Annotated in this window: 14 protein-coding genes; 5 read left to right on the top strand and 9 right to left on the bottom strand. The window is 69.3% G+C overall.

Going from position 1 to position 13,488, the window contains the following annotated elements; all coding sequences use genetic code 11:
* Nucleotides 1-27: 27 nt before the first annotated feature.
* Together AB0I04_RS34570 and AB0I04_RS34565 are read right to left on the bottom strand one after the other, a co-directional pair.
* Nucleotides 28-2,040, bottom strand: coding sequence for an ATP-binding protein (locus AB0I04_RS34570; RefSeq protein WP_360894250.1), 2,013 nt, complete (start codon nucleotides 2,038-2,040; stop codon nucleotides 28-30).
* Nucleotides 2,030-2,719 carry a response regulator transcription factor gene (locus AB0I04_RS34565; protein ID WP_360894247.1) on the bottom strand — a complete coding sequence of 230 codons (690 nt, stop codon included), beginning with the start codon at nucleotides 2,717-2,719 and terminating at the stop codon, nucleotides 2,030-2,032. The genes AB0I04_RS34570 and AB0I04_RS34565 overlap by 11 nt, the downstream gene beginning before the upstream one ends.
* A 92-nt stretch (nucleotides 2,720-2,811) precedes the next feature.
* Here AB0I04_RS34565 and AB0I04_RS34560 point away from each other — a divergent pair, with 92 nt between their 5' ends.
* Both AB0I04_RS34560 and AB0I04_RS34555 read left to right on the top strand, forming a co-directional pair.
* Nucleotides 2,812-3,558 carry a L,D-transpeptidase gene (locus AB0I04_RS34560; protein ID WP_360894244.1) on the top strand — a complete coding sequence of 249 codons (747 nt, stop codon included), beginning with the start codon at nucleotides 2,812-2,814 and terminating at the stop codon, nucleotides 3,556-3,558.
* A gap of 23 nt (nucleotides 3,559-3,581) precedes the next feature.
* Nucleotides 3,582-3,851 (top strand): hypothetical protein, encoded by a 270-nt coding sequence (locus tag AB0I04_RS34555; protein ID WP_360894241.1) that lies wholly within the window; start codon nucleotides 3,582-3,584, stop codon nucleotides 3,849-3,851.
* 108 nt (nucleotides 3,852-3,959) lie between these two features.
* On the opposite strand, the gene AB0I04_RS34550 is transcribed toward AB0I04_RS34555, so the two are convergent.
* Complete coding sequence (locus tag AB0I04_RS34550; RefSeq protein ID WP_360894238.1) at nucleotides 3,960-4,718, bottom strand: phytanoyl-CoA dioxygenase family protein; 759 nt, start codon at nucleotides 4,716-4,718, stop codon at nucleotides 3,960-3,962.
* 185 nt (nucleotides 4,719-4,903) lie between these two features.
* On the opposite strand from AB0I04_RS34550, the gene AB0I04_RS34545 reads away from it, so the two are divergent.
* Complete coding sequence (locus AB0I04_RS34545; protein WP_360894236.1) at nucleotides 4,904-5,779, top strand: AraC family transcriptional regulator; 876 nt, start codon at nucleotides 4,904-4,906, stop codon at nucleotides 5,777-5,779.
* A gap of 17 nt (nucleotides 5,780-5,796) precedes the next feature.
* Here the strand turns inward: AB0I04_RS34545 and AB0I04_RS34540 are convergent, their stop codons facing one another.
* From AB0I04_RS34540 to AB0I04_RS34530, 3 genes are all read right to left on the bottom strand, one after another.
* Nucleotides 5,797-6,333, bottom strand: coding sequence for an AAA family ATPase (locus AB0I04_RS34540; protein WP_360894528.1), 537 nt, complete (start codon nucleotides 6,331-6,333; stop codon nucleotides 5,797-5,799).
* A 499-nt stretch (nucleotides 6,334-6,832) separates the two neighbouring features.
* Nucleotides 6,833-7,711, bottom strand: coding sequence for a PhzF family phenazine biosynthesis protein (locus AB0I04_RS34535; RefSeq protein ID WP_360894233.1), 879 nt, complete (start codon nucleotides 7,709-7,711; stop codon nucleotides 6,833-6,835).
* A gap of 202 nt (nucleotides 7,712-7,913) precedes the next feature.
* Entirely contained in the window at nucleotides 7,914-8,933 is a 1,020-nt protein-coding gene (locus tag AB0I04_RS34530) for a helix-turn-helix domain-containing protein (protein WP_360894230.1), read from the bottom strand.
* Between the two features lie 221 nt (nucleotides 8,934-9,154).
* Here AB0I04_RS34530 and AB0I04_RS34525 point away from each other — a divergent pair, with 221 nt between their 5' ends.
* Nucleotides 9,155-10,021, top strand: coding sequence for a polysaccharide deacetylase family protein (locus AB0I04_RS34525; RefSeq protein ID WP_360894227.1), 867 nt, complete (start codon nucleotides 9,155-9,157; stop codon nucleotides 10,019-10,021).
* Between the two features lie 433 nt (nucleotides 10,022-10,454).
* Nucleotides 10,455-10,586 (top strand): hypothetical protein, encoded by a 132-nt coding sequence (locus AB0I04_RS34520; protein WP_360894224.1) that lies wholly within the window; start codon nucleotides 10,455-10,457, stop codon nucleotides 10,584-10,586.
* 192 nt (nucleotides 10,587-10,778) lie between these two features.
* Here AB0I04_RS34520 and AB0I04_RS34515 read toward each other — a convergent pair whose 3' ends face one another.
* The 3 genes from AB0I04_RS34515 to AB0I04_RS34505 are packed head-to-tail and all read right to left on the bottom strand — an operon-like array spanning nucleotide 10,779 to nucleotide 12,598.
* Nucleotides 10,779-11,312 carry a hypothetical protein gene (locus AB0I04_RS34515; RefSeq protein ID WP_360894221.1) on the bottom strand — a complete coding sequence of 178 codons (534 nt, stop codon included), beginning with the start codon at nucleotides 11,310-11,312 and terminating at the stop codon, nucleotides 10,779-10,781.
* A 12-nt stretch (nucleotides 11,313-11,324) separates the two neighbouring features.
* Nucleotides 11,325-11,828 carry a protein kinase gene (locus AB0I04_RS34510; RefSeq protein ID WP_360894218.1) on the bottom strand — a complete coding sequence of 168 codons (504 nt, stop codon included), beginning with the start codon at nucleotides 11,826-11,828 and terminating at the stop codon, nucleotides 11,325-11,327.
* A gap of 59 nt (nucleotides 11,829-11,887) precedes the next feature.
* On the bottom strand, nucleotides 11,888-12,598 hold the full coding sequence (locus AB0I04_RS34505; protein ID WP_360894215.1) for a hypothetical protein: 711 nt from the start codon (nucleotides 12,596-12,598) through the stop codon (nucleotides 11,888-11,890).
* Nucleotides 12,599-13,488 lie beyond the last annotated feature (890 nt).

Genomic DNA, 13,488 nt, shown 5'->3' with positions numbered 1-13,488 from the left:
CTTCCGGCCGCGCCCGGCGCCTCGAGATCAGATGATCTTCGTTCTCCCGGGCAGCCGGAGCGTGAACGTCGCACCACGCCCCGGCTCGCTCCGCACGGCGGCGGATCCGCCGTGCGCCTCGGCGAGATGCCGGACGATGGCCAGCCCCAGGCCGCTGCCGCCGGTCTGCCGGCTGCGCGACTTCTCGGCCCGCCAGAACCGGTCGAAGACGTACGGCAGATGCTCCGGCGCGATCCCCGGCCCGGTGTCGGCCACCTCGATCAGCACGTCACCGCCGTCGGCGTACGCGCGAAGCGTCACACGTCCGCCAGCCGGTGTGTAGCGGACCGCGTTGGAGATCAGGTTGCCGACCGCCTGCCGCAGCCGTACCGGGTCGGCGTCCAGCCGCAGCGTCCCTCGTACCTCGGTGGTCAGCGCCAGCCCGGCGGCCGCCGCCGCGGCGCGGTGGACGGTGGCGATCTGCTCGACCAGGTCGGCGGCGTCGACCGGCTCAGGGTGCACACGCAGCCGACCCGCGTCGGCGAGCGCGAGTTGCTGCAGGTCGTCGATGATGTGCCGCAGGAGTACGGCCTCCTCGACCAGCGAGGCGGTCAGCGCCGGGTCCAGCTCGGCGACGCCGTCCTGTGCGGCCTCCAGCCAGCCGAGGATATTGCTCAGCGGCGTGCGCAACTCGTGCGACACGTCGCTGACCATGGCCTTGCGCTGCCGCTCCATGCGGTCGAGGTGCTCGGACATCTCGTTGAAGGCGGCGCCCAGCTCGCCGACCTCGCCCTTGGCGCGCACCATGACCCGCGCCGAGCCGTCGCCGGCCCGCATCCGCCGGGCCGCTGCGGTCACCGCCCGCACCGGCCGCACCAGCCGGGTGGCGACGAGCACGCTGACGGCCACCGCCAGTCCGAGGATCACCGCGGTGACGCCTGCGATGCCGTACGGGTCGATACGGGGCGTTCGATCATCCGGGGAGCCGATGTAGAGCAGCGCGGCCGGCGCGACGTACGGCTTCAGCTGGGTGCGGCGCGCGCCGGCCAGGCACTCCGCGGCCGAAGCGGACGCGGTCGGCTTGCCGGTCTCGTCCAGCCACACGTCGACCCGTCGGTGCATGCACTGCGCGACCAGGGCGGCGAGCTGTTTGAGCGCGCGTTTCTCGGTGGCGGTCGGCCCGGGTGCGCGCAACGAACCCGACGCACCCGGTGCACCCGGTGCACCCGGTACATTCGACGGATCCGCCGCACACGCCGGGACGGTGGGCCCGACGAGCCTCGCCCGCGCGACGACATCCGTGATCGAACGTGCTCCCGTGTTCCCGACGGGCCGTACGGCTCCGCGGCCGGTCAGCGAAGCGGCGCGCCCGTCGATCGCCGTACGCGGCGCGCGGCCGGGCCGTACGGCTCCGCCGGCGACCAGCCGGGCGGCCTCGGACGGCGTGGAACCGGTGCGCGGCGGCGGCGCGCCGAGGGGTGGTCGCCGAGGGTCGGCGTCCGGCGTCCGGGTGGCCTGGCCGTCCTCCCGGATGTACGGGCGGCCGCCCGGGCCGACGAGGACCGTTCCGGATCGCACCCCCTGCCTGCGTCGGCAGGCCGCCTGCGCGTCGACCTCCCTGCGCAGCCGTACGCGCTCGGAGTCCGGCAGCCGGAACGGCCCGACCGCGCGTGCGTCGATCCGGTCGGTGGCCGCGCCGGGCACCAGCGACACGTCGACGGCGAGCGGGTCGACGACGGCCGAGGCGCGGGCGGGCAGCGGCGGTCGCCCGGTCGCCGAGTCAGCGATCCGGGTGCCGCTCTCGGTGGCCAGCGCGATTCGCCGGTCGCCCCGGCGGGCCAGGTCACGGACGGTCTCCTCGACGCCGTCCCACCGCGGATGGCTCGCCGCGTAGCCGAGCAGCGCGTCGTTGATGCGGGCGTCGCTGGCGAGCGTCTGTCCCTGCTGATGCCGGATCTGACCGGATGTGCTGCGCGCGGCCAGCCACGCGGTCGCCACGATCGAGCAGACCGCGATCAGCACCGTGCCGGCGATCAGCCGTACGAGCAGGCTATGACGCACGGTCGTCGACCAGCTTGTAACCGACGCCGTACACGGTGCGCAGGCGAACCGGCCGCCGTGGCTGCGGCTCGATCTTCTTACGCAGGTTCTTCACGTGCACGTCGACCGTGCGCTCGGTGATGAAGCGGTCGAAGCCGTGCAGGTGCTCCAACAGCTGCGCCCGGGTGAACACCCGCTCCGGCCGCGCGGCCAGTGCCTCCAGGATGCGGAACTCCGCGGGCGTGCACTCGACCTCGCGCCCGTCTGCGAGGACGGTGTGCCGCGCGGCATCCACCGTGATGCCGCCCACCCGGTACACCTGCTCGTCGTCCCCCCGCCGGGTGCGCCGCAGCAGCGTACGGACCCGGGCCATCAGCTCGCGCGGGCTGTACGGCTTGGTGACGTAGTCGTCGGCGCCGAGGTCGAGGCCGATCAGCAGGTCGTCCTCTGTCGAGCGGGCGGTCAGCATCAGCACCGGCACTCCGGACTCGGCGCGCAGCACGCGGCACACGTCCAGCCCGTCGACGCCCGGCATCATCACATCCAGCAGCACGAGGTCGGGGTTTCGCGCGCGAGCCTCGTCGATCGCGGCCCGCCCGTCGTGGACGACGTGCACCGTGTGTCCCTCACGCTGGAGGTAGCGGCGCAGCAGCTCCGCCTGTTTCACATCGTCCTCCGCGACCAGGACATCCGCGCACATGGCCCCGAGCGTAGGCGAACCGTGATCGGCACCACGAGATCATCACAGCGGCCACACAGGTTCTTCACATTCCTCGGCCAGCATCTCGCGACATGCGCCACCTCAAGACGTACACCGGCGCCCTGCTCACCGCCGGCCTGATCGTCGGGTCGGCCGGCTGTGGCTCGGCGAATGACGGTAGATCGGGCGGCGGCTCGCCCACGGCGGAGGGCCGGGCGGCCGCTGCGGAGACACAGCAGGGTGCTGCGGAGATAGCGACCGTACGCGGCCGCCGGATCGCCGTGCACGAGCAGAAGGGCGACGGTGCGGTCTGGAAGACGCTGTCCAACCCCAACGAGATGGGCGCCACCCGGGTCTTCCTCGTCGACGGCAAGGACGGCGACTGGCTCAAGGTGCTGCTGCCGATCCGGCCCAACGGCAGCACCGGCTGGGTCAGGGCGTCCGACGTCACGCTGTCGTCGACGACCCACCGGGTGGAGATCGACGCGAAGGCGTTCACGTTCACCGTCTTCGACGGCGGCAAGGTGCTGCGCACTGGAAAGGTCGCCACCGGCGAAGGCGGCACACCCACTCCGGCCGGCCGCTTTTACTTCACCGAGCTGGTCAAACCGCCGAACCCGCACAGCGCCTACGGGGCGTACGCCTTCGGGCTGAGCGGCTTCTCGCCCACGCTCAAGAAGTTCGCCGGGGGCCCCGGACAACTCGCCGTCCACGGCACGAACGAGGAATCGGCGCTGGGCGGCAAGGCCAGCCACGGCTGCGTGCGCGTCAGCAACGACGACATCACCTGGATGGCCAACAACCTGACGATCGGCACACCCGTCGTCGTCAAGGGCTGAAACAACCACCGAAAGGAACATCGATGCGCCTGAAGTCCCTCATCACGGCCGTCGTGCTGGGCGTCGGCCTGGCCGGCACCGGACTGGCCGCCGCCGAGGCCACCACCACGCCCAAGCCGCCGGCGCACAGCAACCCGGTGTCGCACCGCGACCCCTCGTCGCGCCCCGCCCCCGGGTCGCACCCCGCCGACCCGCGCGGCAAGACGGGCCGACCGGGGCTGGGTGTCGACAAGAGAGGGTGCCCGGTCAAGGCCCCCGGTTGCGTCGCCAAGGACCCGAGCTACACCGGCTGATCTCCGGACCGCAGGCCCGCACGTCTCCTGTCGTGCGGGCCTGCCGCATGCCCGGAACCGCCCAACCAGGAGCCCTCTATCAGGAGCTCCCCTATCAGGAGCCCTCTATCAGGAGCCCTCCTCACTCCGATCCCGCTGCGCGGAGGCCTGGTCGGCGAAGGAGGGGAAATGCTCGTCGGGCAGGGGGCTGCCGACGGTCAGCGCGAGCGGGTCGGTGACAGGGTGCGCGGGTTCGGCCGCGAAGGTCAGGTCCGCGTCCACGTAGATGGTGACGTGGGCGATACGCGGGTCGTCGGTGAAGTTCGGTGTGGCGCTGTGCGCGAGGCGGGAGTTGTGGAACGTGCAGTCGCCCGCGCGCAGGGGAACGGTGACGCGCTGTTCCCACTGCAGCTCGGGCGCCACGGTGAACATGTCGCCGTGATCGGACAGATCCTGCGACCGCAGGCCGTCCAGGTGCTGGGAGCCCGGGATGAACGTCATGCAGCCACGGTCGACCGGCACGTCCACCAGCGCCACCCAGGCCGAGAGCGCGTGCCGTGAGCCGGCGTGCGGCCAGTACGGCTGGTCCTGGTGGAACTCGGTCGCGGCCCCGTTGTGCGGCTCCTTGATCAGCAGCTGGTCGTGCCACAGCCGCAGCGGGATCCCCGCCAGCCGGGTCGCGATGGCCGCCAGATCCGGGTTCAGGGTGATCTCGCGCAGCGTCTCGTCGTGCCGCCACAGCTGGAGGAGCTGCGTGAAGATCATCCCGTCGTGGTTGTCCCGGACGGTGTTCCGGGCCGCCAGCGCCGCTTCGGCGAACCTGGCCGCATCCGCACGGGAGATGACTCCGGGCAGGTGGACGAAACCATCACGTCGGTATGCTGACACGACGTCCTCGGAAAGGTTCTCCGGCGTGGTACGTGGGCTTTCGGCAGTGACAGTCATGCGCGTCTTCCTCGCCTTCTGGGGATTGCCGTCTCGACAACTGTCGCCGCCGCCTCTGCCACGCGGCTAGCACGAGAGCCCGCCAGCTGTAGCACAATCTTGACGAGCACCCGTCGAAGGAAGGCCCGATGCATCGCGTACGACTGGCGGAGGTCTTCCCACCGGACGGGCCGCCCATCGTCGCCGAGCGATTCGAGCTGCGGAGCGACACCTCGGCCCACAGCCATGACTTCATCGAACTGGCCGTGGTCACCGGCGGCACCGCCACGCACGTCACGGCCGCGGGCGAACGAGACCTGGACCGCGGCTCGGTGACGATGCTTCGCCCGGGCGACTGGCACGGCTACCGCCACTGTGACCGGCTGACCGTCTACAACATGTACGTCGGTCCGGAGGTGTTCCGGCGCGAACTGGCCTGGATACGCGCCGACCCACACCTCGGCCGCCTCCTGCACACCGCCGGCCGATCCGGCCACCACTCCGGTCACCCGCTACGACTCGACCCCACCGCGCTGCGCATCGTCGAAACCAGTCTGGCCGAAACCGCAGGTCAGCCCGACCCGACCACCCATCCCGGACCGGCCTATGCCGTACGGGCGGGGGTACTGCTCTGCCTGCTGGGCGGCACGGCGGCATCCCTTTCCACCGATCCCGCCGGCGACCGAACCGGCCACAGCCACCCCGCCGTGGTGGCCGCGGCGCAACTGCTGGAGAACGACATCCAGCGCGCCTGGAACCTGGACGAACTCGCCTCCACCGTGAGCGTGTCGCCGCCCTACCTGGCACGCCTGTTCACCGCACAGCTCGGCATCCCGCCCATGACCTATCTGGGCAGGCTACGCGCCGAACGCGCCGCGGCACTCCTCATCGAGACCGACCTACCCGTCGCGGCGATCGGAAGGCTCGTGGGCTGGTACGACCCCAACTACGCCAGCCGCCGATTCCGGCACTTCTTCACCCTCAGCCCAGCCGCGTACCGCACCCGGTTCCGCGCCGGCGGCTGACGTGACCGGGCTGCGGATCAGTGGGTGGTCTGTTGCAGCACGAACCGCATCCGCGTGCAGGGATCGGCACGGGGCAGTTCGACCAGGTCGTAGCCGTACTGCGCGTAGGTCTCGGCCACGGCATCGTAGGTTCTCCGGGCCTCGTCCAGGCTCTGGTGGCGTTCGTCATCGGTGCGATAGATCTCCGGCCAGGGCGGCGCGATGAACACCTGCGGGCGATAGGGGAACGCCGCCACCGCGGCTTCAACATGCTCAGGCACGTCCAGGCCCAGCAGGCGGAAGTAGCCGGCCACGCACGGTACGGCGTGGTCGAAGAACACCGGCCCCGGCTGCGTCAGCGCCCAACGGTAGGAACGGATGTCCCAGGACAGCATCAGCTCGGCGAACAGCGCCGTGTCGCTCCACGGCAGGCCCGTCCCCCCGATGGCGCTCTGATCCTGGATGATCGCTCGCCCGGCTTCCGGCGCGCCGGCGAATCCGTTCTCCCGAAGCAGGTCGACCAGAGTCGTCTTGCCCGCTCCAGGGCCGCCGGTGATGACGACCAGTTGGTTCAGTTGGTGAGGTGCAGATGCCATGGGGTCTCCGTCCTGGGGGTGCAGTCGCAGCCTGACCCGCCCGTGCCACAGGCGTGCCAGATGGGCCGGTGGTCAAGGGGGGAATCACAGAAATCCGGGAATCATGAAAACGATTGGGCCGGAACCATCCGAAGAGCCTGACGCGTTCCGCAAATGCAGGGCAGCGAATGTCGAGTCGCTGATCCAACGGACCTGTCGCGGAGGACGATGTGGTCAAGCGTCGGAAGGTAGCCCGCCGGTTGAAATACCGAACCCCTGGTTCCGAACTCCTCCCAGAGGACATCACCGACGAGGGCAACGATGAGGACGGCCAAGCCGGCGTGCGCGAACCGCGAACACCGACTCCCGACGGTCCAGGCCCGGTAGCCCTTGAACCCCCCAGAGACTGAGGGCACTCCCGGCCTTACGGGTTGCGTCCACGGCGGTGGGGTGCGAGTTTCCGCTGATGACAGGCGTGGCGCCGGGAAGTGAGGACGCGCTACAGCTCAACTCGGCCGGAGACGCAGGTGATCGTGCCACCGCCGACCCAGATCGTACCGTCGCCGTCCGCCGAGACGTGCACCCGTCCTTGGCGACCGAGCACGGTGCCCTGGCGGGCCACATACGGCGCAGTCAACCGGCCGGTGCGCAGCAGCCATTCGGCGAGTGAGGCGTTCAAGCTGCCGGTCACCGGGTCCTCGGCCGTACCCCTGTCCGTCGGAAAGAACGCCCGCACCTCTACCGCCGCAGGAGAGCCGGGGGGATACAGCCCGGCCACGCCGATGTCCAGCGTCCCGACATCGCCCGGCCGCAGCGCGAGCACGGCATCGGCGTCGGCGAGCAGCACCGCCACCCAGCCAGGACCGTTGTCGGCCCACTGCGCGTCCACGATCTCGTCGCGGCCGATACCGAGCATCGCCGCGATCTTCTTGACCAGCGCCTCATCGACAGGGCCGGATCGTACGAGCGGCGGAGCGGCGAAGGCGAGCCCGTCACCGGTCCGCCGCACCGTGACCAGCCCCGCACCGCACTCCTGAACGACCACATCATGCTGCGGGTGACCGGTGGCCGACAGCCATGCATGGCAGGTCCCCAGCGTCGGATGCCCCGCGAAGGGCAGTTCCCTGGCCGGCGTGAAGATCCGCACCCGGTAGTCGGCGTCCGGCGTCGTCGGAGGCAGCACGAAAGTCGTCTCCGACAAGTTCGTCCACCGCGCGAACCGCTGCATCTCCTCGGCCGACAGCCCCTCCCCGTCGAGCACCACCGCTACCGGGTTCCCCCGGTACGGCTCGTGAGTGAACACGTCGACCTGCTGGAACTCACGCGCGATCAAGGCTTCCTTGATCGATACCGGGCCTGCCTCACGTTGTGTCGCCATGGCCCCATCCTGTTGGCAGACCCGAACCCGGCCCCAGAGCCAATCCGAACCAGTGGTCTGCCCCCACTCGCCAACACCCCACGACTCCATCCGATGTTCTACCCGCCCTGGCCTGCGCTCAGCTTTCAGCCCATGGTCGGCATACCGATCGAGCCGCCGACGAACAGCGCCTCTCGCCGCGCGGGTGCTGCTATTAGAGCGACTACGTGGGGCCGCTCCCGCGGACGGCGGCCGGTCCGTGGCCGTGCCACCGATGGACGGCGCGCCGCAGGGCCCGGGCGTCGCCGAAGCCGACCCGCGCTGCGATGGATTCCACGCTGAGCGTGGTCTCCCGTAGCAGGTGGTCGACGCGCCGTTGGCGGAGCCGCTCCAGTTCCTCCCGCCAACTGGTGCCCTCCTCACGCAGGCGGCGTTGGAGCGTCCGGGGGCTCATGGCCAGCCGCTGCGCCACCTGGTCGAGGCCCGGCGGACCGTCAGCGACCGCAGACTCGAGTGCGGCGTGGAACCGGTCCAACCAGCCCCGTACCGGGCGGGCGGCAGCGGTGGACAGTCGTGCGTGATCCTCCAAGATCGCGGCGAGCGCAGGGTCGGCGCCGGGTAGGCGAGCGTCGACGTCGACCTCGGCGAACGTGATCGACGGGTGGTCGGCTCCGACTTCGATGCGCCTGGTGTTGTACAGCTCGGCCAGGCGCTCGGGCCGGGTGGACGGGCGGTGCGGCAGGCGTACACGCACTGGTGTGAGCCGCCGGCCGGCCCCCGCACTCGCCACCATGAGCAGCATGTACGGGACGAACTCGGCGATCAGCGGGTGTGCCGGGCAGTCGTGGTAAGGGCCCTGGTAGTTGACCGTCATCCCGCCGTGGTGGCGGACAACGGGGAGCTGGTCGGCCGGGTCGGCGATGGCCGTCAGGTGGCGGCTGGCCGCGCGCAATCCGTCGCCGAGAGTGCTGGAGACCGAGAACAGGTAGTCCCACACGCCGAGCGCACCCGGCCGCCACAGCTCCATCACCCGCCTGCTGCCCCCCGCATCCCATGCCGTACGCGAGCCCAGCTCCCAGATCCGTAGGCAGGTTTCAGTGGGGATGCGAATCCCGTCCTCCTCCAAAACGGCCAGACCAGGTACGCGCGCCACCTGCGACCGGTCCAGTCCCGCCGCGATTCCCGCCCGGATCAGCAGGCGGGTCAGATGGGGTGAGACGGTGCCTTTCACGGCGTCACTCACCGCGTCGCCTCGCACCGCGTTGGCCATTCTGGACGGCTTGTCGCTAGAGGACCGTGACGTCACCTTTGCATGACATACGAAGCCAGGCCATGTCGCAACACAGGTGGCGTGTTCGGTCCTCCCGATGGCGCGTTCGGCCCTCCTTGCGCGCACCTCGGATTCCTACCGTCATGGGCAGGCCCCCCTTCACCGGGGCGTGTGAGCGACCTGAGAGGAACGTCATGGAGAACAAGCTGTTCGACTACAGCCCGATCGTCGGGCGGGAACCGATCCGCTGGCCGGGCGGCGCCCGCGTCGCCTGCTACGTGGGCCTGAACGTGGAGCACTTCACGATCGACCGCCCCTCCACCAGCATCAACGAGGCGACCGCGACTCTCGTGCCGGATCCGCTGAACTACGGCTGGCGCGACTACGGACCGCGAGTGGCGATCTGGCGCGTCGCGGAGATCCTGGACCGGCACAGAATCCGGGCGAGCGTGTTGCTCAACGCCGACGTGTGTGAGCGGTATCCGCAGATCATCGAAGCGGGCAACGCCCGCGGCTGGGCGTGGCTCGCCCACGGAAAGAACAACTCCACGCTCCAGGCCGACGTAGACGACGAACGCGCCTACCTGACCGAGGTGGTGCAGACCATCGAGAAGGCCACCGGGCGGCGACCGCGCGGCTGGCTGGGGCCCGCGCTCACCGAGACGTTCCAGACGCCGTCGCTGCTGGCCGAGCTCGGCCTGAACTACGTGCTGGACTGGACCAACGACGACCAGCCATACCGGCTGAATGTGCCGGGGATGCTCAGCGTGCCGTACTCGCTCGAACTCAACGACCTGGGTATCTTCACAATGCACGGGATGAGCGGCACCGACTTCGTGCAGATGGTCAAGGACCAATTCGACCAGCTCTACACCGAGTCCGCCGAGAGCGGCCGCGTCATGGCGCTGGCGCTGCACCCGTTCGTCATCGGCCAAGCGTTCCGGGCAAAGTACCTCGACCAGGCGCTCGAGTACATCGCCCGGCATCCGGGCGTATGGCTGACGACGAGCGACGAGATCGCCGAGCACTGTGCGAGCACCGGTCCCTGCCCCGTAGCCTGACCGCTCTGGCCCCACCGAGACCGAATCCAGGAGCCGACCCGGGAGTTGCGCGCGGGATGACCAGACTTCCACCTCGACCAACCACCTAGCTCGACTCCCGCGGTGCGGCCATCCCGGAGCCTGAGGCCACCGCCCAAGGACGGATGCCGGCAGTCGGTTGCCGACGCCATGAACGTTCGGTGGTGATCTCGGGGTGCTTGTGGTGCAGAATGCTCGCATGGCGAGTTGAAGAGCATCGTCCGGTCCTCGCTGGCGGAAGGTCAGCCACTGGGACACCGTTCTTGAAGGGGATCGCTGGGTCTGTGTCGCGTGTGGCACGCCGGTACGGTCCTACCAGTACCGTTACTATCCGCCGGAGTCGGACTTCTACGAACGCTGCGTCGGGTTCTGCTGGTGCTCCAGCTGCCGTATTTTCACCGGGACGATGGTGCATGTGCCACGCCGCAGGACGCTGGTGGATCCGTTGGCATCGCTGAGCGTCGAACGCCGGGATTCACTGCGGCGCAGTGAGGTGCGGTTGATCGAGTACCTGGACAGCCGACTCGGCGGCCTGGACGGCCAGTAGGTGGCGCCCGACCAGCGCGGCTGGAGGGACCGGCGCCCACGCCGCGAGCCCGTAGGGCGTGCGGGTCGGGTGACCTGCGGCGGTTCTTGCGCCGCCACCTTGACCCTGTCGGGGCTCCGGTTCGCGCCGGAGCCCTTCGCCGTTTCCGGCTCCTACCTGCGAAGACGCGCCCGGATTCATTCAGGCGGACCCTCACACACCAACAAGCGGGCGGCCGATGCCAGGGCGGCGGAATTGATCCACCGGATTGAGCACGTCATGAGTGTGACGAACGCGTGCGTCCGGCTTTGAGTGTCTCGGCAGCTGTGATGGTCGGTGTCGGCTGACTCTGTTCAGGCCGTGCATGCCGTGCATGAGGTTGGGCAGGTGGCGGTACTTCGCGCCGGCCCAATGCGCGGGCGAGTTGCGACTGCTGAAGGAGAGCGCCACAGCGGCCGCTGCGACGATCACCGCGAGGCCGGCCAGCACGGAGGCGATCGTGAGGCCGGTCCGACGCCGTCGGCCGGTCTGCTGTGGTAGGTGGGAGACAGCCGGCAGGTGGGCCTGCTGCGGTAGACGGCCGCTGTCGCGGTTCGTCAGTGGGGTCTGCAGGCCGGGCAGTGTCGTGGCCGTCCATTCCCGGGTGACCAGGGTGACGGCGGTTTCTGGGGTGCCGCCGGTGAGAGCGGTCAGGAGATCCGCGGCGGTGGGGCGTTCGGCCTGTGCGGGGTGGAGAGTGGCGGCCACCAGATCGCGCAGCTACTGCGGAACACCATCCAGGTGGTGACCGGCCTGGGCGGCACGGGCGGCCAGGACCATCAGGTTGCCAGTGCCATAGGGGTTGGCTCCGGTGGCGGCGAAGGCGATGAGCGCACCCCACGCGAACACATCCGCGGCCGTGGAGACCTCACCGTCGAAGACCTGCTCGGGCGCGATCCAGCCCGGGTTGCCGACGATCAGGCCGGTGGCGGTGTGCTTGTCGGTGCTGTCCAGGGCGCGGGCGATACCGAAGTCGATGACACGCGGCCCGCTCTGCGACAACAACACGTTGGACGGTTGGAGATCGCGGTGGACCAGCCGTACGGCACGGATGGCTGACAGCGCCGCCGCGATGCCGACCGCCAGCGCCCGCAGTGGCGCAGCGGGGAAAATCCCGTCCGCCTCGACATAGTCGGCCAGGGACTTGCCGTGGATGTACTCGGTGACCATGTACGGAAGCCCGTCGGCGTTGGTTGCTGCCGTTGCTGTCAGCGCTGCTGTCACCCGCGCTCCCGGCAGGCTGCGGCTGCCGGCGAGTAGGGGTCCCGGGTAACAGCGCCTAGCTAGGCCTCGTCCGGTCGATCATGTTCGGAGTCAGATGACGAGGGCGGCTGCGGTGGCGGTGCCGAGGAAGACGTAGCCGCGCTTGTCGTCACACAGTCCGCCACGGCTTGTGCTGCCTGGGCGATGAACGGTGCTGGCAGTTCATCCGCCGTCCACTGTGACCAGTCGTCCCACTTCTGCTCGGCGATCTCTTCCACCCGGGCGGCAGCCTCGGACGGCCTCACCCCGGGAAGTTGCAGCGCTGCCGTTGTCCAGCCAATCAGCTCGTTCACCTCGAGGTACTGGTACCACTCGGCGTCGTCCCAGCCGCGTATGTCGCGCCGGGCCCACGACCACCGCAGGGCCTCAGCGGTAGCATCGGCAGCCCGCTGCCGGGGGGTTCCCGTCGTTGTCCGGGCGGCGTACTCGGCGTACCTCACCAGCTCCAGCGTGGGCCAGAACCTGAATCTGGCGAAGAAGTCAAGGTTCTCGCCAATGGTGTGACGGAAGGCCCGGCCCCGGCCGTGGCTGCTGGAGGCATCCAGCCACGCCCCCAACGAGGACGGCCATCCCCAGCTGTTCAGGGGATAGTGGGCAGCGGGCCGAATCACGGCGTCGAACCAGCCCTGGATGTAGGCGTTACAGGCGGCGACGATCGAATGAACGTCGGCGTCAGTCGCCGGTTTCTCCGGGTCTATGTCGCCCCACAGCACCACAAGCGAGCGTTCCACGGCAGTCCTCACAGCACGGTGAAGACCGTCCTGCCGGGAAGGCTGCGCCCAGGGCAGAAGGGCGGGATAGCAGACAGTAAAAGGATCTTGGTAATCGGACACGGGTAGAGCCTAGGACTCGTTCGGTCAGTCATGTTCGGAGCCAGATGCCGAAGGCTTTGCAGAGGGTCGGCGATCTCCATCGCACTCCCCCGCTGACTTGGGCCGGCGTCGAGCGCAGTGTCGTCGTGATGCACGCTCATCCCGCGCATATCCCGTGCCTGCCTGGCCGGAACGTTCATGGGCCGGCGCCTCGCTACTCTGCCGTGATTCGACGCATGAAGGCCCCCGACGAGATTAAGCGGGTGACCAAGCAAGATCTGTTTCGCCCTGAGCGGTGACCATCAACAGCCGAATTCAGCAGTACACCGTCCTATCCGTAGCAAGATCGAAGATGTCCAGGACAGTCCACAAACGTCCGCTGAACTGCTGCCGAACGCCCGCGCGGTCCAGGTCCGTCCACGGCTGTCCAGAACCATTGTTAGTTCGAGTCAGCAGAGGCGTTAGCAGCCGCTGTGCCGCGAGAGGCCCGGCATCCGGTGGCAAGCGGACCCGGAGCAAAGGCCATCAGACCTGCGACTCCTTGATGGGCAGGCCTGCGGATCACCCCGGCTGCGGTATCCAAGCGCTGATGTTCGCGTTTACAGACCTGCGGGGTGGGCCGATAGCCAATCCGCGTGGCGGTCCTTCAGAACATCCCGGTCGTGCACGGTCGAAGCGATGACATCGGCTCCGCCCTCATAGGGGTGATACAGCCATCACCGAGGCCGCGCAGCTTGGGGGAAGGCCGGAGGCGATCTCAGCAGTGTCAGTGCCTCCAGGCCGGAGCTGGGGGGAAGATGTGGCCATGA

The sequence above is a fragment of the Actinoallomurus sp. NPDC050550 genome (assembly GCF_040655075.1).
Classification (GTDB): domain Bacteria; phylum Actinomycetota; class Actinomycetes; order Streptosporangiales; family Streptosporangiaceae; genus Actinoallomurus.
This window is presented reverse-complemented; position numbering and strand designations above follow the sequence as displayed.